We start from the raw sequence: 16,267 nt of genomic DNA, 5'->3' as shown, positions 1-16,267 counted from the left end.
CCCCTCCTCACTTCGCGTTCCCGGCCAGCAGCCTCAACGCCACGCAGAATGACAAGGCCGCCGCCACGGCACCGGCCAGGTAGACCGACGCCATGCCGCCCATGGCCGCCAACGCGCCCGCCAATGGGCTGGTGATGGCCAGGGAAATATCCAGAAATGCCACATAGGCGCCCATGGCCAGGCTGCGAGCTTGAGGCGGCGCACGGCGCACGGCCTCGACGCCAAAGCCTGGAAAGGCCAGCGAGTAGCCAAAGCCGGTCAAGGCCACGCCCAGGTAGGCAACCAGCGCCGTATCGGCCGTCCAGATCAGCCCTTGCCCCAACGCCTCGATTGCCACGCAAACCAAGGCCACCCTCGCGCCTCCCAGTTTGTCCGGCAGGTGGCCGAAGGGAATACGCGCGCCGATAAAGGCCACACCGAACACCGTGAAGGCCAGCGAGGCATTGCCCCAGTGGCGGGAAGCGAACAACAGGGCGATAAAGGCGGTGATCAGGCCAAATCCCACGCTCGAGAACGCCAGGCCCAGGCCCGGTTTCCACACGGCCGCCAGCACGGTGTAGAACGGCGTGCGTCGGGCCGCGCCAGGGACAACGGCCTGCACACCACCGACCACGGCGACCGCCAGCAACGGAATCAGCATCGTCGCCACGGCAATACCGGCAAAACCCCACTGGGCATTGACCGTTACACCGAGCGGTGCGCCCAGTCCATAGGCACTGAACATGGCAATGCCGACCCAGGACATTACCTTGCCCGCGTTCTGCGGCCCGACCAGCCCGATGCCCCAGCCCAGCACACCGGTGACCACCAGGCTCTCGCCCAGCGCCAGCAGCATGCGCCCCGCCAGCAGTATCCAGACCGAGGCCGCGGGCATGTCGACAAACGCCAGCGATGCCAGGTAGACCAGCCCCGAACTGGCGGCCACCAGAAAGCCGCTGATCACCGCACGCTTGGCGCCGCGCACATCAGCAAAATTGCCGGCCCAGGCCCGTGACAACAGCGCCGCCGCGAACTGCGAGCCCACCACCAATCCCACCACCAGCGTGCCCATGCCGAGGGTGTCATGCAGGTGCAGTGGCAGCACGGGCAGTTGCATGCCGATCACGAGAAAGCCAATGAAAATGGCGAGGGTGATCGGCAGTAGCTTCAGGAAAACACCGGGATTGGCCGTGGCAGATGCCGACGGTTGGGCAGGTGCGGCAGAAACGGATGAAAGCAACGGCGTGCCGTCGAAGTCGGGTTTGACAGATTGATTCATGGTTTTTTCCAGGCAGCTCTTCAGTGGCAGCGACACGTGGCTGGCCCTGCTGAAGGAGGTCTTTAAGCGCGTTGGTTGACGTGAACGCTTACGGCCGGAATACGGCGGATGTTGCTCGCAAATGATTGAAATGCGACGAATCATTCACATTTCCAGAATACGATGGATGCGTCGTTGCCACTATTCGCATTTGTTACGCCGGGCCCACCCCCGCCGTAAAGGCAGGCAGAGCCACGGTCTGCTTGGCAAAGAGGCCTTGGGCGCGCCTCTTCGGCTGGACTCATGAGGGTGAGCCGGAGGGACTGCACTCAGGTTTCAGCGGCGGCGGGTACTAAGCCAATAGCTGCCCTCTCGGTTTTTCCAGACAACTGCAACATCCGGCAAAGACTCGAAATGGCTTTCCGGAAATACGCCGTTTTCCTACGCGCTATCGGCATGGGACAATATTGTGTGCGTCTGCGGTGGTGGCTAGAGTCCTGAGGTCGCTGCAAATTCAGCGATACGGGTTTCGCAGCCCGGTTGTGAGCTGGCGCACAGCGCCGCGAAAGCGGCTTTTTTATGTCCGCGTTATGGCGGACTGTGCGCAGGAGGCTTAGGCCTGCCGGTTACCTAGCTCACCGGTCTGCGAACCTGCGTACAGTTCGCCACCCTTGTCTCGCAGCGAGTGTGGATGAACCTCACTGAACTGAGCTAGGAGATCCGCCATGGTCAAGAAAATCACCCCAGACCCACCACCTTGCAGCACTTCCAGTGTTGCGGAAAAAGCGACCTGTCCGAGCCGGGTAACGCGCGATTCGCAAGGCCAGATCTCATCAAAGCCGCCGCACGATCAAACGCCGATACTTCTCGAAACGCTGCCCGCCACGGCATTCAAAGCCGTCGAATCCAACACCTCGTCCGCTCCCGCGCTGTTCTCCGTCCAACCCGGCATCACTGCCAGGGTCGCGCTGACCCAGGTATCGCAATTGCTCAAATCCGCCGAACTGAACGCCGATGAAATCTGCCCGCGTCTGAGTGGTTTTGAACGTGATCTGCTGATGGGGCTGATTCATTGCGTGACCTTGTCACGAACCGTGGTGAATGCGCTGCTGGATGGGGCATCCCCACAGACTCACACCTGACGCTTGTGATCGGCACGCCGTGATGTTTGCGGCGACCGATGACTGATGCCACCCCATGGTCCGAACGGCGTGTCCCACTCTCAGGTAACGAAGTGAATTACTCCCACCTTCGCCGTGAACGAGCGTTTCAGCGATCATTTGCCCAGAAACGAAAAAAGCCCATCTTTCGATGAGCTTTTCCGTGTTTCTCCAGGGGGAGGTAATCACCAACAAATCCCGGAGCAAGTGAAGCAATGCTATTGCCCAAGCCAGACCAGGTCAAGGAGTTGCACAGTGCCCGTCTGCGCCGCCGATGCTCAAGCTATTGAATGTGTCAGTACGTTGCTCAGCCAGCGATATTAACGCCCAACCAGAAGCTTGCGTCACTCTCACGCTTTGCCAGACAACTGCAACATCCAGCAAAGAGTCGAAATGACTTTCCGAAAATACGCCGGTTTCCTACACGCTATCGGCATGGGACAATATTGTGTGCGTCTGCCGTGGTGGCTAGAGTCCTGAGGTCGCTGCAAATTCAGCGATACGGGTTTCGCAGCCCGGCGATGAATAGGCGCACAGCGCCGCGAAAGCGGCTTTTTTGTATCCGCGTTATGGCGGGCTGTGCGCAGGAGGCTTAGGCCTGCCGGTTTTCCTATTCACCGGTCTGCGAACCTGCGCGCAGCTCGCCACCCTCGTATCGCAGCGAGTATGGATGGGCCCTATGAACGTAATAGGAGATTCGCCATGGTCAAGAAAATCACCCCAGACCCACCACCTTGCAGCACTTCCAGTGTTGCGGAAAAAGCAACCTGTCCAAGCCGGGTAACGCGCGATTCGCAAGGTCAGATCTCATCAAAGCCGCCGCACGATCAAACGCCGATACTTCTCGAAAAGCTGCCCGCCACGGCATTCAAAGCCGTCGAATCCAACACCTCGTCCGCTCCCGCGCTGTTCTCCGTCCAACCCGGCATCACCGCCAGGGTCGCGCTGACCCAGGTATCGCAATTGCTCAAATCCGCCGAACTGAACGCCGATGAAATCTGCCCGCGCCTGAGTGGTTTCGAGCGCGATCTGCTGATGGGGCTGATTCATTCCGTGGTCCTGTCGCGCACCGTGGTCGATGCGCTTTTGGATGGGGAGACAGTAGCTTCACGCAACAGCCGTTTCTAGGCACAGTTGGCCGTCACGGCCTTCATGTTCTTCTCAAGGTTTTTCAGGCTGTACTCTTCAAGCTGAAAATTGAACCCGTTCTTGTTGTTCAGGCGCTCCGGACGCAGCATCGCGGGGTTGCCGTCAATATCGAACAGTCTGGCGAGATGTTGCACGTCCACTTTTCGCTCGGTCATGTTATCGAAATGTCGAACAACTTCGCCCAGCGGTATGGGCCGTTCGGCCTGACGGCTCATCCAGTCCTCAAGACGCAGGGGACGGGTGGCCCCATCGCCCAGATCGGACTGATAGAGAAAGGCATCGCGCTGGGGTTTGTTGCTCGCCGGCAGATCGATGACATAGGCGTGCCCCATGGCCTCGTCGTTGACCCGGAGAATGAAGTTCCTGTCTGCTGGCAATGACGCCAGTTGCTGCTTCAACTGCGACAAGGATAGGGGTTGACCGTGTTCGAAGCTGTAGCTGCGCTGGCTGCTGTCCAGAAACAGCTTCATCACGTTATTCGCGGTCACTCCGCAAACAGGCGCATTGAAGCGCTTGCTGCTGCCCAACATGGCTTCCACGTCCTGCTTCGAGCAGCCCCAATCCTTCGCCGTCTGCTCGATATTACGGTCGATCGCCGCGAGAATTTCCCCAGGATTCTTGTAATGAATCGGCACCTCGTTGTTATCGCTATTGAGCAAGGCGTTGGCCTTGATATTTTGCGCGGTCATCTTGGCGAAATGCTGCAGGTGCCTTGTCGACGGGTTGTTGACCGGCTGGGCCGCGGTCGAGGTTGATGCCCTGGCAACCGCGTTGCTGTTGTTCGTCCGTGATTGCAGGCGTGGATCTGGCTGACTCGGGCGCAATGAGTTGAGGTAATTTCTCATGGTGGGTGTCCTGGCTGATAGTCCGGACACAGTGAGTGAACGGACAGGCCATTCCGGTTCCACGGGAAAAGTGTCCGGTCAGCGCGTCAATCCCAACCGCTCATGCCACTCGGCGATGGATTCCTCGGGATAACCCTCGAACTGCTGGTCGCCTGCTCGCACGTCGACCTCGACCCAGGGTGCCTTCGAATCCAGCAGCAGGTGCGTGTGCTCGGGCGGCACCGGCAGCGGTGTGTCGATGGCCGAGGCAAAGGGGTGGATCAGTTCCGGCCATTCGGGGCTGAACAACCACAGCGCGCTGCCGCACTCCTTGCAGAAATGCCGCTCGGCGCTGCTGCGATGGCTGCGGGACTCGCCCTCGCCTTTCATCTTCGCGTGGTAGATAGCGATGTGCGGGCGCCCCCTGACCTTCAGCGTCGTCGCGTCGCCACCGAGGTTGATCGCGTAACCGCCACCGCCCTGGGTCTTGCGACAGATCGAGCAATAGCAGCGCTGGTAGGGATAAGGGTGCGCGCTGGTAAGACTGAACGTTACCGCGCCGCAATGGCAGGATCCTTCGAGCAGCATGGTCTTCCCTCCTGTATTGGCCTGATGATTCGAGCCCGGCGACGCCGGAAAGTGCAATGATTTTGCAGGTCATCGCGCCAGCCCGCGCCGCACGGCAGCTTTCCTATACTCAATCTTCAAGGGTTCACCTCGAAGAGAGATGATATGAAGCATGCTGAAGTTCTGATCGTGGGCGCCGGTCCCACCGGTCTGGTCCTGGCGCTCTGGCTGAGCAGACAGGGAATTGCCGTGCGGATCATCGACAAGACCGCCGAACCGGGCACCACCTCCCGTGCCCTGGCCGTGCAGGCGCGAACCCTGGAACTGTATCGGCAACTGGACCTCAGCGATGCCGTGATCGAGCATGGCCACAAGGTGCCGGCCGTCAATTTCTGGGTCAAGGGCGAACAGGCCGCCCGTCTGTCGCTGGCCGACATCGGCCAGGGCCTGACGCCCTACTCGTTCATGGAGATCTTTCCCCAGGACCAGCACGAGCGGCTGTTGGTCGAGCGGCTCGCGACCCTTGGCGTGACGGTCGAACGCAGCACCGAACTGCTGGGGTTCGCCGATATCGGCAATGGCGTCAGCGCCCAGTTGCGCGGCGCCGATGGCACCGAGGAAAGCCTGCAGGTCGCTTATCTGGCCGGCTGCGACGGTGCCCGCTCGACCGTGCGCAAAGCCCTGGATATCGGCTATCCCGGCGGCACCTACCAGCAGATTTTCTATGTCGCCGATGTCCAGGCTTCGGGCCCGGCGATCAATGGCGAACTGCATGTAGACCTCGACGATGCGGACTTCCTCGCGGTCTTTCCCCTGGCTGGCGAGGGGCGTGCCCGGCTGATCGGCACGGTGCGCGATGAACGGGCCGAGGCGTCCCATACCCTGCGCTTCGAGGATGTCAGCTCGCGGGCCATCGAACATATGGGGCTTGAGGTCGAGCAGGTGAACTGGTTTTCCAGCTATCGGGGGCATCACCGGGTGGCCGACAGCTTCCGTTCCGGGCGGGTGTTCCTTCTGGGCGACGCCGCCCACGTGCACAGCCCGGCCGGCGGCCAGGGCATGAATACCGGGATCGGCGACGCGATCAACCTGGCCTGGAAGCTCGCGGCGGTCCTGCGCAACAAGGCCGAGGCACGCTTGCTCGGCACCTACGAGACCGAGCGCATCGGCTTTGCCCGGCGCCTGGTCGCCACCACCGACCGGGCCTTCAGCTTTGCCACGGCCGATGGCTGGATCGCCAATCTGGTGCGCACACGCCTCGCGCCCCTGGTCGTGTCCCAGGTGGCGTCGCTGGAGGCGGCCCGCGAATTCCTGTTTCGCACAGTGTCGCAGATCACCCTGAACTACCGGGGCATGCCCTTGAGCATGGGCATCGCCGGCGAGATCCAGGGCGGCGACCGCCTGCCCTGGGCAGCAGATGCCGAGGATGACAACTTTGATTCCCTGACGTACATCGGCTGGCAGGTGCACGTGTACGGCAGCGCCAGCAGCGTGCTGAGCCAGTGGTGCGGCGAACGGCTGATGCCCCTGCACGTCTTCGAGTGGCGGGCCGTTCATGAAAGCGCCGGACTGGTGCGTAACGCCATCTACCTGTTGCGACCGGACAGCTACATTGCCCTCGCCGAGCCGCTGGGCAGCCCGGGCGGGATCGAGCGTTACTTCGAGGAGCGCGGGATCCGCTACCCCTGATCAGCCGCCCTTGGCCACCAGCCTGGCGAGCAGCTCGGCGCGACGAAAACGATCGGCGCTTTCCTTCGCCAGCAGTTGCGGCAGCAACTCCCGAGCTTGCTGCGGCGCCAGGATAAACACGCCATCGTCGTCACCGATGGCGATGTCGCCGGGCTGGACCTGCACCTCGCCCACCCGGACCGGGTGATTGAGTTCTCCCGCCTGCCCCAGGCTGCGGGTGGTCAGCGCGCTGGCACCGCGACTGAAGATCGGCAGACGGTGCTCGCGCAGGGCCGCGACATCCGTCACCGGACCGGCCACGACCACCCCGGCCAGGCCCTTGATCAGCCCGGCCAGGGTGCGCAGTTCTCCCCAGCAGGCGCAGTCGGGATCGCCGACGCATTCGATCACCAGCACATCACCCGGCTCGCTGCACAGCAAGGCCTCGCGCAGGATGCTGCCATCGGGGGTGAAGACCTTGGCCGTCAGCACATTGCCGACCATCCGGATCCCCTCGAACAATGGCCTGATACCCCTCAAGTAACCGGCGTCGACCAAGTGCCCGACCGTTGAAGAAGAGAGGCCCTTGAGTTGATCGAGCAGCGCTGCGTCGAGCGCTTGCCGACGCGGGGAGATCCTTGGGTTCAGCGACATTTCTTCGGCCTCAGCAAGGGACAGGTGGAGCAGTATTCCACCGGGTTGCTGGCCTCGTAGTAGAAACAGCAGGTACGGCGGAAACGGATGCTTTTGCCCTCGGTGTCTTTTCCCTCGGGAGCAAGCAGCGTGGGCGGTCGGCGAAAGTGCCGCAGCGGGTTGTAGTCGAGGCCGAACAGTGCGGGTTCGGCCTCGTTGAGCAGCCAGTGGAAATCCGCCTCATGGCGCTGGCGTACCAACGGATCCTCGACCTTGGCCATGCGTTTTTCGTACAGCGAATACACGCGTACGGCGGTGTTTTCCCAGAGGATCCGTCGGGAAATTCCACTGACCTGATAGAAGGTCTGCCACAGCGGCTGGAGCAGCCCGGCGAACAGGCTGGCGACAATCGACTCGCGCCAGGCCTCGCGTTCCCCCGGTGCACAGGTGAGCGGCGAGATCGCGTTCAGCGACATGGACGAAGTCCAGAGCCCGTCGTCATGGGCGTATTCGACCTGGCAATTGTCCGGCGACAGCAGCAGGCCCTTGTCATAGACGGACATGGCGTACAGGCAGGCGCCGGTGCTGAGGAAGGAGAAACGCTTGGCCAGCAACGAAGCGGTGATCGCCAGCGTCGGCGAACCGATCACCGGCCCCAGCGCCTGCAGCAGGCGCTCGCAGGTCTCGGGGTCGAGCAGTGCCCGCGCCGCCAGAGAACGCGGATCGCGCTGCTGCGCCGACCTGAGTCGCAACGCCCCGGACAGCAGCGCCCACTCCTCCTCGGTGAAAACCGCCGGCTGTGTCATTGCGGCAGTTCCCGACCGAAGGGAATGCACAACGGTGTGCCGAAGAACGGATCGCTGATGATCCGGCAGTTGAGATTGAACACCTGCTTGACCAGCGTCTCGCTGAGAATGTCCTGGGGCCGGCCCTGGGCAAACGCCGTGCGCTCGTGCACCGCGACCATATGATCGGCGTAGCGGCAGGCCAGGTTGAGGTCGTGCAGCACCATGACGATGGTCTTGCCTTCCTGGCGGTTGAGGTCGCGCAACAGGTCCAGCACTTCGATCTGGTGCGCCAGGTCGAGAAAGGTCGTCGGCTCGTCGAGCAGCACGATGTCGGTGTCCTGGGCCAGGGTCATGGCGATCCAGGCACGCTGGCGCTGGCCGCCGGACAAGGCATCCACCGGCCGCTCGGCCAGGGCCTGCATGCCGGTCTGCTGCAGGGCGCGCTCGACCATCGCCTCATCCTGCAGCGACCACTGCTGCATCCAGTTCTGGTAGGGATAACGTCCCAGCGCCACCAGTTGCCGCACGCTGATGCCCTCGGGCGCGCTGGGCATCTGCGGCAGGATCGCCAGTTCGCGCGCCACCGCCGCCGTGGATTTCTGGTGGATGTCCGTGCCGTTGAGAATCACCCTGCCCTGCTGCGGCTTGAGCAGCCGGGCGAAGGACTTGAGCAGGGTACTCTTGCCGCAGCCGTTGCTGCCGATCAGTACCGAGACCTGGCCCTGGGGCAGTTGCAGGTCAAGGTCGTCGATAATCAACTGACGCTGGTAGCTCAGGGTCAGGCCCTGGGCCGTAATGGATGCCATCTGCAATTCCTTAGCGCTACTCATCGGTTAGTGCCGCTGATTGATCAAAAGATACAGAAAAAACGGTGTGCCCAGCACCGCGACAAAAATCCCCGCAGGCAAGTCCAGCGGCAGGAACAAGGTACGGCCGACCAGGTCGGCGAGCATCACCAGGTTGGCGCCCACGAGGGCGGCCATCACTGCCTGACCGGCGAATCCGGGGGCTACCAGGCGCTTGGCGATATGTGGCGCGATCAGCCCGACAAAGGCAATCGCCCCGCCCCAGGCCACGGCGGCACCGGCCAGCGCGACGCTGACCAGCAACAAGCCGGCGCGCAGCCACTGCACGCGCACGCCGATGCCCTGGGCCAGGTCGTCATCCAGTTGCTGTACCCGCACCTGTCGGGCCAGCCATACCAGCAGCGGCAGGATCGCCAGCAGCCACAGCGCCAGTGCCCGGGGCTCCGGCCAACTGGCACCGTAGACACTGCCCGTCAGCCAGACATAGGCCGACAGGGTGGTGGTCAACGGGCTGAACACCAGCAGGAAGGTGGTCACCGCCGTCAGCAGCGCGGAGATGCCGACCCCGATCAGCACCAGGCGCAACGGCGAAGTGCCCTGCTTCCAGGCCAGCAGGTAGATCGCCAGGGCGGCGCAGCCGGCGCCGGCCATGGCGGCCAGCGGCAGGAACCGCGAGCCCAGGGCCACGGAGAAGAACGACAGGTAGAGCACTGCCGCCGCGCTGGCGCCGCTGGTGATACCCAGCAGGTCCGGCGAGGCCAGCGGATTGCGGATGATGCTTTGCAGGATCAACCCGGACACCGCCAGCGCCGAGCCCACCAGCGCCGCCAGGACCAGGCGCGGCAGGCGCAGTTGCTCGACGATAAAGGTCAGGCTGGAGTCCCCCGCCCCGGCCAGCACACGCAATACCGTCTGCGGTGACAGGTTGACCTTGCCCACCGCCAGCGCCCCCAGCATGACCAGCAGGGTCAGCAGCAGTGCCAGGGCCAGGCGTCCCAGGGTGGAGAGGTTGAACTGCCGGGAAAAAGCGCCCCGCCGCAACGTCAGGTACTTATCCATAGCGGGCACCTCGACGAGCCAGGGCAATGAAGAACGGCGCCCCGAAGAAGGCGGTCATCACCCCCACCGGCACCTCCTGCGGCAGGATCACCACCCTGGCCAAGGTGTCGGCCAGCAACAGCAGGGTCGCCCCCAGCAGCGCGCAGCCCGGCAGCAACCAGCGATGATCGATGGACAGGCCCTTGCGTACCATGTGCGGCACCAGCAGGCCGATAAAACCGATGCTGCCCGCCAGGGCCACCGCGCTGCCGGCCAGGCCGATGACCAGGATGCTCATCAACAGGCGGATCAGCCCGGTGCGCTGCCCCAACCCCGTGGCGATGGCTTCGCCGGCGTTGAGCACATTGACCTGCCCGGCCAGCAGCCACGCGCCGAGCAAGGCCAGCAGCACGCCGATCAGCAGCGGCGCGGCCATCGCCAGGTCGCGCTCGGACAGCGAGCCCGCCAGCCAGAACAGCACCGTATCCAGGCCCTCCTCGTTGACCACCAGCAAGGCCTGGCTGAAGGCGGAAAACAGCGCGGTGATCGCCGCGCCCGCCAGCACGATGCGCAGCGGGTTGAGGCTGCCCTGCCCGCGATTGCCGATCAGCCACACCAGCGCTCCCGCCAGGGCCGCGCCGATAAAGGCGCACCACAGCCATTGGTGCATCGACGACAAGGCGAAAAACGACGAGCCCAGGATGATCGCAAAGGTTGCCCCGGCATTCACCCCGAACAACCCCGGCGACGCCAGCGGGTTGCGCGTCAGAGCCTGCATCAGCGCCCCCGCCACGGCCAGGCTCGCGCCCACGGCGACGGCCATGAGGGTACGCGTCAGCCGGGTGCTGACGATCAGTTGCTGGCCCGCGCTCAAGGTATCCGGCTGCATCAGCCCTGCGAACAGTTGCGACGGTTCGATCCAGGTGGCGCCCGCCGCCAGGCTCAGGACGCAGGACAACAGCATGACCAGCAACGCCAGCATCAGTTTCGACAGACGACTCATGAAGACGCCACCACGCGCTCGATGTCGTCGAGCATCAGGTTGGCCCCCAGGATGCCTCCCGAGAAGCTCCAGGCGATGGCATCGACTCGCCAGACCTGCTCCTGCCGGGCCGCACGCATCTGCTGCCAGAACGGGTAATGCACCAGACGCTCATAGTTGCGCTGCACAGAGGGGCTGTCGGCGCGCTGGAAAACGAAAAACAGGTCGGCATCGACCACGGGCAAGCTCTCTTTGCTGGTGAGTTTGATATAGGTGCCATGGGCCTGGCGGGCGACCGGGTTCCAGGCGAAGCCCAGTTCGGTGAGCACGGAGCCGGCGAAACTGCCCGGCAGGTAGCTGCGCACATGATCTTCGCGCACATCCAGCACCGAGACCGTGAGCGGCCAGCGCCCGGCGAACTTCGCCTGCAGTTGCTCGCGCAGGCGCAGCACCCGCTGCTGCCATTGGCCCAGCAGGCTCGTGGCCTGTTGCTGGCGATGCAACGCGGCGCCCATCATTGCCAGGGTCCGCTTGAATTCGAAGACTTCTTCGAGCATCACCAGCGTGCCGATCCGCTCCAGCAGTGGCGCGATACGCTGGTGGCGAAAGCGCGACGCGACGATCACGTCCGGCTTGAGCAGGACGATGTCCTCCAGGCTCGGCTGGGTTTCCAGACCGACATGGGACACCGTCGCCAACGCCGGACGCAAGTAGCGGAAGGTCGGTTTCTCGGTTGGCGAATCCACCACGCCAACGGGCGTCAGCCCCAGGGCCACGGCGCTGTCGGTCGCGCCCTGGAACAGGGTGATCACCCGCACGCCGTCGGCGCGGGCCAGCGCAGGCAGGGCCAGCAGACCCAGGGACAGGCGCAGCACCGTGCGCCTGGAAGGTGACAGGAAAGGCTCAGGCTTCACGGCGCAACCTGTGGAACGGGTTGACCACTTCGCCCTTGCCGAACGGCATGCTGCCCGGCCCGCCGGCCCGCTCGATCATCGGCGTCAGCAACAGTTTCTGCGGCCAGCGCGGCACGTCGAACAGGCGGTGCCTGATCATCGCCCGCGCCTCGTCGTCGAAGTCGATGGTGGTGATCAGCTCCTCGAGAACATCGCGCAACACCGTCCACAACGCCGTCACCGGCACCGCGTAGACCTGCGCCAGGGTGTCCATGATCGCCCGCACGTTGACCTGGATGCCCAGGGTCTGCAGCCAGAACAGCAGGTCTTCGGGACGCTCGTGATACAGCGTGTTGGCATGGCCCTTCTTGATCCGGTAGACCGGGTCGGCCATGCCGTTGCGCTCCAGCCAGGGCACGTAGATGCGCAGCGAATCATGGTCGCGCAGCAACAGGCCCCGGGCCTGGCCGGCCTTCCACACCAGTACCGCGTTCTGCCCGTGCACCTCGCCGAGCATGCCGATGCGGAACATGCGCAGGTTGATATCGAAGAAGCTGTGGCTCAGCTCGCGGAACAGGCTCAGTACCGAAGCCTGGTTACGCGGCAACTGGCGATAGTCCATCCACTCGTCGAAGAAGTGCCGGTTGCTGCCGGGCAACGGTGTGCCCAGCGCGGCCATCGGCAGCAGGCGGCAATCGGGGTCGTCGAGCAAGGCCGCCGGGTAGCCGCGCACCATCGCCGAGAGGTGCCGTGGCGCTTCGTCGAACAGGGTCGCCTCGGATGGCATGAAGGCCCACCACTTGCTCTCGTCGCACAGGTACAGCGAGCGTGCCAGGCTGGCGTCCTTGTCCAGGGCCTGGCGCAACAGCCGCTCGCTCAGGCCACCGTTGATCATCTTCACCGCCGGCAGGTAACGGGACGCACCGAGGGAATGGATCGCCATGGGCAGCTTGAGGTAGTCGGCACTCGGGAAGCATGGCGTCATCGAGCGCAGGGACGAGGTGGCGAACACCGTCGCTGCCTGGAACGCCAGGCGGCGGCAGTCACCCCTGGCGAATGCAGCGCCCAGTTGCTTTTCCAGCACATGCTCGAACTGCCAGGGATGGACCGGCAGCGCGACGTGGCTGCCGTCGATCCCCAGCGCCTGCAACTCCTGCTCCAGTTGCGCCTGCAATGGCGCCGGCAACAGATAACGCGATGGCCGCGACTGATCGATATCCCCCACCCCTTCACCGCATTGCAGCAAGGCCTTGGCCACCGCCACCCAGTTCAGCACCACGGGTTGGGCGAACTCGGCCTGATAACGTCGGTACTCGGCCTCGTCGAGGCCCTGCTTGGCCTTGGCCAGGGGGTGATACGGGCGGTCGCGCAACGATGCCCACTGCTCCATGGTCCTGAAGAAGGTCGCTCCGTCCTGTGCCATAAGGCCCTGGTCGTCGACCTGGTGGTCCAGCGACAAGGCCGTCTGCCAGACACTGATGTGCAACACGTCGAGGAACAGCGCCAGGCCTTTTTCGTTGTCCTGGAAACGTGGCGCCATGCCGGCGAACACGCGCTTCATGAAATCCTCAGGCGACAGGCGGGTCCAGGATTCGCCCTGTCGGGCCAGCACCGGCGTACCCGGGACCTTCTCCCATTGCTGGGTGATGCCGGGCCGCAGGGCAATGCTGATGAAGCGCTGTTCCGGCGCATCGCAGCACCACTCCCAGATGCGCTGCCCGGGACTGGCGGCATCGAGCAGCGGCGCCTGCGGATGGGCCAGTTGCCAATGGGCGGTATCCACCAGGTTCAGCGGCTGATCACCAAAGAAGTCTTCCGCCAGCAGGCAATCGATCAGGTCCTGCATCACGATATCGGCGGCGAGTGCGGTGAAGTTCATCGGGTTATTTTCCTTCTGAAGAAACAGTGGTCAGGCGAGACTGCAAGGCGCGAAAGGCAATGCCGCGCTCGTCGCCCAGGACAAAGGCGTTGACCCCGCGCGCGCGCCAGCGGGCCGCGTCGCCGGGTTGCCGTGGAATGGTGCAATACGCCACCCCGGCGGCCTTGGCCGCCTGCCAGGTGTCGAGCAGGGCCTGCTGCACCGCGGGCTGGTCGATCTGCCAGGGCATGCCCAGGGATTGCGACAGGTCGGCCGCGCCCTCGAGGAGCATGTCCAGCCCTGGTACCGCGGCGATCTCGGCGGCACGCCGCACGCCCTCGGCGCTTTCGATCATCGCCACCAGCAGGATCTGTTGGTTGGCCGCTTCGACGTACCGCGCCAGGCTGTGCTTGCCGAACGAACCGGGACGCCCGGCATTGAGGCTGCGCCGCCCCAGCGGGTGGTACTTGCACGCGGCGATGGCCGCGGCCAGTTGCACCGGGCATTCGACCATCGGCAGGACGATACCCTGGGCACCGCCATCGAGCAGGCGCAACAGGGTCTTCGGATCGAGGTCGGCGACCCGCACCAACGGTGTCAGGTCATAGGCTTCCGCCGTGCGAATCATGTGCTCGACGGTTTCCGGATTGATCAGCACGTGTTCCATGTCGATGATCACGAAGTCGAAACCGGCCTCGGCGATCAGTTCGATGGCCGCCGGTGACGGAATCGAACTGATCAGCCCATGCACCACCTCGCCCGCGCCGAGCTTTTGCTTGAGCTGGTTGGTTCTCAGCATGGCTGTGGCCTGTGGGCATGCAACGGGTTGGGCACCGAGCGGAAGCGACGCTCGCCGTCACCCAGCAGGCGGCGCTTGGTCAGTTCCTCGACCTCGTAGCTCGGCGCGAACACATCGAACAGGTCGAAGCGCTCGCGGTGCTGGGGATGGGCATCCTGGTAGGCCAGGATCACCTCGGCGGTCATCTGCCAGAACAGCGCTTCGTCCAGTTGATACTGCTGGCGCAGGAAGATCGCCATCTCCGTCAGGCAGATGAAAAAGAAACAGTCGCAGGAGAAATCACGGACCGCATTGACGTCGTCGGTGACGATGAATGAATTGCGGTTGAGCTTGGCGTGGCTGGCCGGCAACGGCACCAGGGTCGGGCACAGCTCGGGCCGCCCCAGGTGCGCCGGCGAGTAACGCACGCCGTCGTGGAAGTCCTTCAGGGCAATGCGTTGCGGCCAGCCCTGCTTGACGATCAACACGATGTTCTGGCCATGGGACTCCATCCCGATCCCTTCGGCGTAGAGCATATGGATGATCGGCGGCACCGTGACCTCCAGCAACCGCCGCGTCCATTCCCGCAGGCCGTACTGACTGATCCAGGCATCGATAAAGGGCGACTGCCGGCCTTCGCCATAGCGGTTTTCGACATGGCTCAGGCCGTTGAACGGCACGGCCTGTTCGTCGGCCTTGAGGTACTGGTGCAGGCTCTCGCGCCAGATCGCGCCGAGGGTGCCGTAGGTTTGCGGTCCACGGGACTCGGGCAGGTGGTCGTAGTCGAAGCTGACGCCGGCGACTTCGCCGAGGATGACGAAATCCAGCTCGCGGGCGGTACGATCGCTGGCAATCAGTTGCTGCAACCAGTCGGTGATGATCGGCCCGTTCATCACCGTGTGCCGGGCCAGGATGCGCGTGCTGGAAGTGTTGGTCATGCTCATCGCGAGCTTGACGTAAGGCCGCTCCCTGGCGCTGGCATTGGCCAGGGTACGGATCGACTGCTGGGCCTTGTAGAGGTTGTCCGAGGTGCCCAGGTAGACCAGTTCGCCGCTGAGCAGCTCGGGGTAGAACGCCGAGACAAGGGTGTTATCCCATTGCCAGGGGTGTACCGGCATCAGTTGGTAGTCGTCGATGGAACGGCCCTGGCTGGCGAGAGTGCGGCTCATCAGGTCCCAGCGCGCGGCACCGAGCTCCTCGCGGACAAAGGCCTGGAAGTCCAGGGTACGGGAATGATTGACCGCCGCCCGGGAGCGGGCCACCGCCAGCCACACCACGGCGATGGGCATGGCGAACTCCGGGCCGTACTGGACATTGTCCGCCAGGGAAAAACCGATACGCGACTTGTAGCACGGGTGGTAGCTGTGGGCGTCCATGAAGTGCTGCTCCAGGGCATCCACATCCAGCTCATGGGCGGGTCGGTCGGCCTGGTAGCCCTGGCTGCGGGCCTGCAGGTCCTTGAGCTGGGTCTGCTCCAGTTCATGGATGAAACGCGCCAGGTGCGGGCTGTCGCGAAATTCGCCAAGCCACTCCGCCAGCGCCTGGTGCAAGCTCGGCGTGCTGCTCCGACCCTCGCTGTCCACGCGCTCCAGGCTGGCATGATCGAGGCGGATCACTTCGAAACTGGCACTGAGCAGGCCGTCGCAACGGTACTCGACCGCGGCCCCGCCGGCATCCCGTCCGGTCACGCTGAAACGATGGCGGCCAGCGCCCAGGGAATCCTGTCGATAAGGCAGCACCGCTTCATACAAGAGAGTCTGCAGCAGTTGCCCCACCACCCGCCGCTGCACGCGTTCCGCGCAGCGGGCATCGACCGTGGCCAGCCAGGCACCGGTGGCCGGGGTGCGCGTACGCGGTGTTGCCGATTCGAAAGTCGTCATGTCCAT

Annotated in this window: 15 protein-coding genes; 3 read left to right on the top strand and 12 right to left on the bottom strand. The window is 63.9% G+C overall.

Annotation, left to right across the window (positions count from 1 at the left end; all coding sequences use genetic code 11):
- Positions 1–7 precede the first annotated feature (7 nt).
- Positions 8–1,258: an arabinose transporter gene (locus tag ACL9RJ_RS06305; protein WP_017127166.1), complete on the bottom strand. Its 1,251-nt coding sequence runs from the start codon at positions 1,256–1,258 to the stop codon at positions 8–10.
- Between the two features lie 704 nt (positions 1,259–1,962).
- Between ACL9RJ_RS06305 and ACL9RJ_RS06300 the strand changes: the two genes are divergently transcribed.
- Positions 1,963–2,379 (top strand): DUF6124 family protein, encoded by a 417-nt coding sequence (locus ACL9RJ_RS06300; RefSeq protein WP_017127165.1) that lies wholly within the window; start codon positions 1,963–1,965, stop codon positions 2,377–2,379.
- Between the two features lie 720 nt (positions 2,380–3,099).
- The gene (locus tag ACL9RJ_RS06295; protein WP_103032720.1) at positions 3,100–3,525 is read left to right on the top strand and encodes a DUF6124 family protein; all 426 of its coding nucleotides are present in this window, start codon (positions 3,100–3,102) and stop codon (positions 3,523–3,525) included.
- On the opposite strand, the gene ACL9RJ_RS06290 is transcribed toward ACL9RJ_RS06295, so the two are convergent.
- Positions 3,522–4,454 (bottom strand): cycle-inhibiting factor, encoded by a 933-nt coding sequence (locus ACL9RJ_RS06290; protein WP_209436746.1) that lies wholly within the window; start codon positions 4,452–4,454, stop codon positions 3,522–3,524. The genes ACL9RJ_RS06295 and ACL9RJ_RS06290 overlap by 4 nt on opposite strands.
- Before the next feature lie 15 nt (positions 4,455–4,469).
- On the bottom strand, positions 4,470–4,958 hold the full coding sequence (locus ACL9RJ_RS06285; RefSeq protein WP_017127162.1) for a GFA family protein: 489 nt from the start codon (positions 4,956–4,958) through the stop codon (positions 4,470–4,472).
- Positions 4,959–5,102: 144 nt separating this feature from the next.
- Between ACL9RJ_RS06285 and ACL9RJ_RS06280 the strand changes: the two genes are divergently transcribed.
- Positions 5,103–6,626, top strand: a complete 1,524-nt coding sequence (locus ACL9RJ_RS06280) for an FAD-dependent monooxygenase (protein ID WP_422765037.1) — start codon at positions 5,103–5,105, stop codon at positions 6,624–6,626.
- Here ACL9RJ_RS06280 and ACL9RJ_RS06275 read toward each other — a convergent pair whose 3' ends face one another.
- From ACL9RJ_RS06275 to ACL9RJ_RS06235, 9 genes are read right to left on the bottom strand one after another with little or no spacing between them, the layout of a single operon-like run.
- On the bottom strand, positions 6,627–7,259 hold the full coding sequence (locus ACL9RJ_RS06275) for an RraA family protein (protein ID WP_422765036.1): 633 nt from the start codon (positions 7,257–7,259) through the stop codon (positions 6,627–6,629). It lies immediately after the preceding gene.
- Complete coding sequence (locus ACL9RJ_RS06270; RefSeq protein ID WP_422765035.1) at positions 7,250–8,044, bottom strand: IucA/IucC family C-terminal-domain containing protein; 795 nt, start codon at positions 8,042–8,044, stop codon at positions 7,250–7,252. Before ACL9RJ_RS06270 ends, ACL9RJ_RS06275 begins: the two co-directional genes overlap by 10 nt.
- Positions 8,041–8,832, bottom strand: coding sequence for an ABC transporter ATP-binding protein (locus ACL9RJ_RS06265; RefSeq protein ID WP_422765034.1), 792 nt, complete (start codon positions 8,830–8,832; stop codon positions 8,041–8,043). The genes ACL9RJ_RS06270 and ACL9RJ_RS06265 overlap by 4 nt, the downstream gene beginning before the upstream one ends.
- A gap of 27 nt (positions 8,833–8,859) precedes the next feature.
- Positions 8,860–9,891 (bottom strand): FecCD family ABC transporter permease, encoded by a 1,032-nt coding sequence (locus ACL9RJ_RS06260; protein ID WP_422765033.1) that lies wholly within the window; start codon positions 9,889–9,891, stop codon positions 8,860–8,862.
- A complete protein-coding gene (locus ACL9RJ_RS06255; protein WP_422765032.1) occupies positions 9,884–10,873 on the bottom strand; it encodes a FecCD family ABC transporter permease in 990 nt (329 codons plus the stop codon). Before ACL9RJ_RS06255 ends, ACL9RJ_RS06260 begins: the two co-directional genes overlap by 8 nt.
- A complete protein-coding gene (locus ACL9RJ_RS06250) occupies positions 10,870–11,766 on the bottom strand; it encodes an ABC transporter substrate-binding protein (RefSeq protein WP_177064918.1) in 897 nt (298 codons plus the stop codon). Before ACL9RJ_RS06250 ends, ACL9RJ_RS06255 begins: the two co-directional genes overlap by 4 nt.
- Positions 11,756–13,624: an IucA/IucC family protein gene (locus tag ACL9RJ_RS06245; RefSeq protein WP_422765031.1), complete on the bottom strand. Its 1,869-nt coding sequence runs from the start codon at positions 13,622–13,624 to the stop codon at positions 11,756–11,758. Before ACL9RJ_RS06245 ends, ACL9RJ_RS06250 begins: the two co-directional genes overlap by 11 nt.
- Positions 13,625–13,628: 4 nt before the next feature.
- Positions 13,629–14,402, bottom strand: a complete 774-nt coding sequence (locus ACL9RJ_RS06240; protein WP_177129006.1) for an HpcH/HpaI aldolase family protein — start codon at positions 14,400–14,402, stop codon at positions 13,629–13,631.
- Positions 14,396–16,261, bottom strand: a complete 1,866-nt coding sequence (locus ACL9RJ_RS06235) for an IucA/IucC family protein (RefSeq protein ID WP_422765030.1) — start codon at positions 16,259–16,261, stop codon at positions 14,396–14,398. Before ACL9RJ_RS06235 ends, ACL9RJ_RS06240 begins: the two co-directional genes overlap by 7 nt.
- Positions 16,262–16,267: the final 6 nt, after the last annotated feature.

The sequence above is a fragment of the Pseudomonas sp. Mn2068 genome (assembly GCF_049319725.1).
Classification (GTDB): Bacteria; Pseudomonadota; Gammaproteobacteria; order Pseudomonadales; family Pseudomonadaceae; genus Aquipseudomonas; species Aquipseudomonas gingeri.
This window is presented reverse-complemented; position numbering and strand designations above follow the sequence as displayed.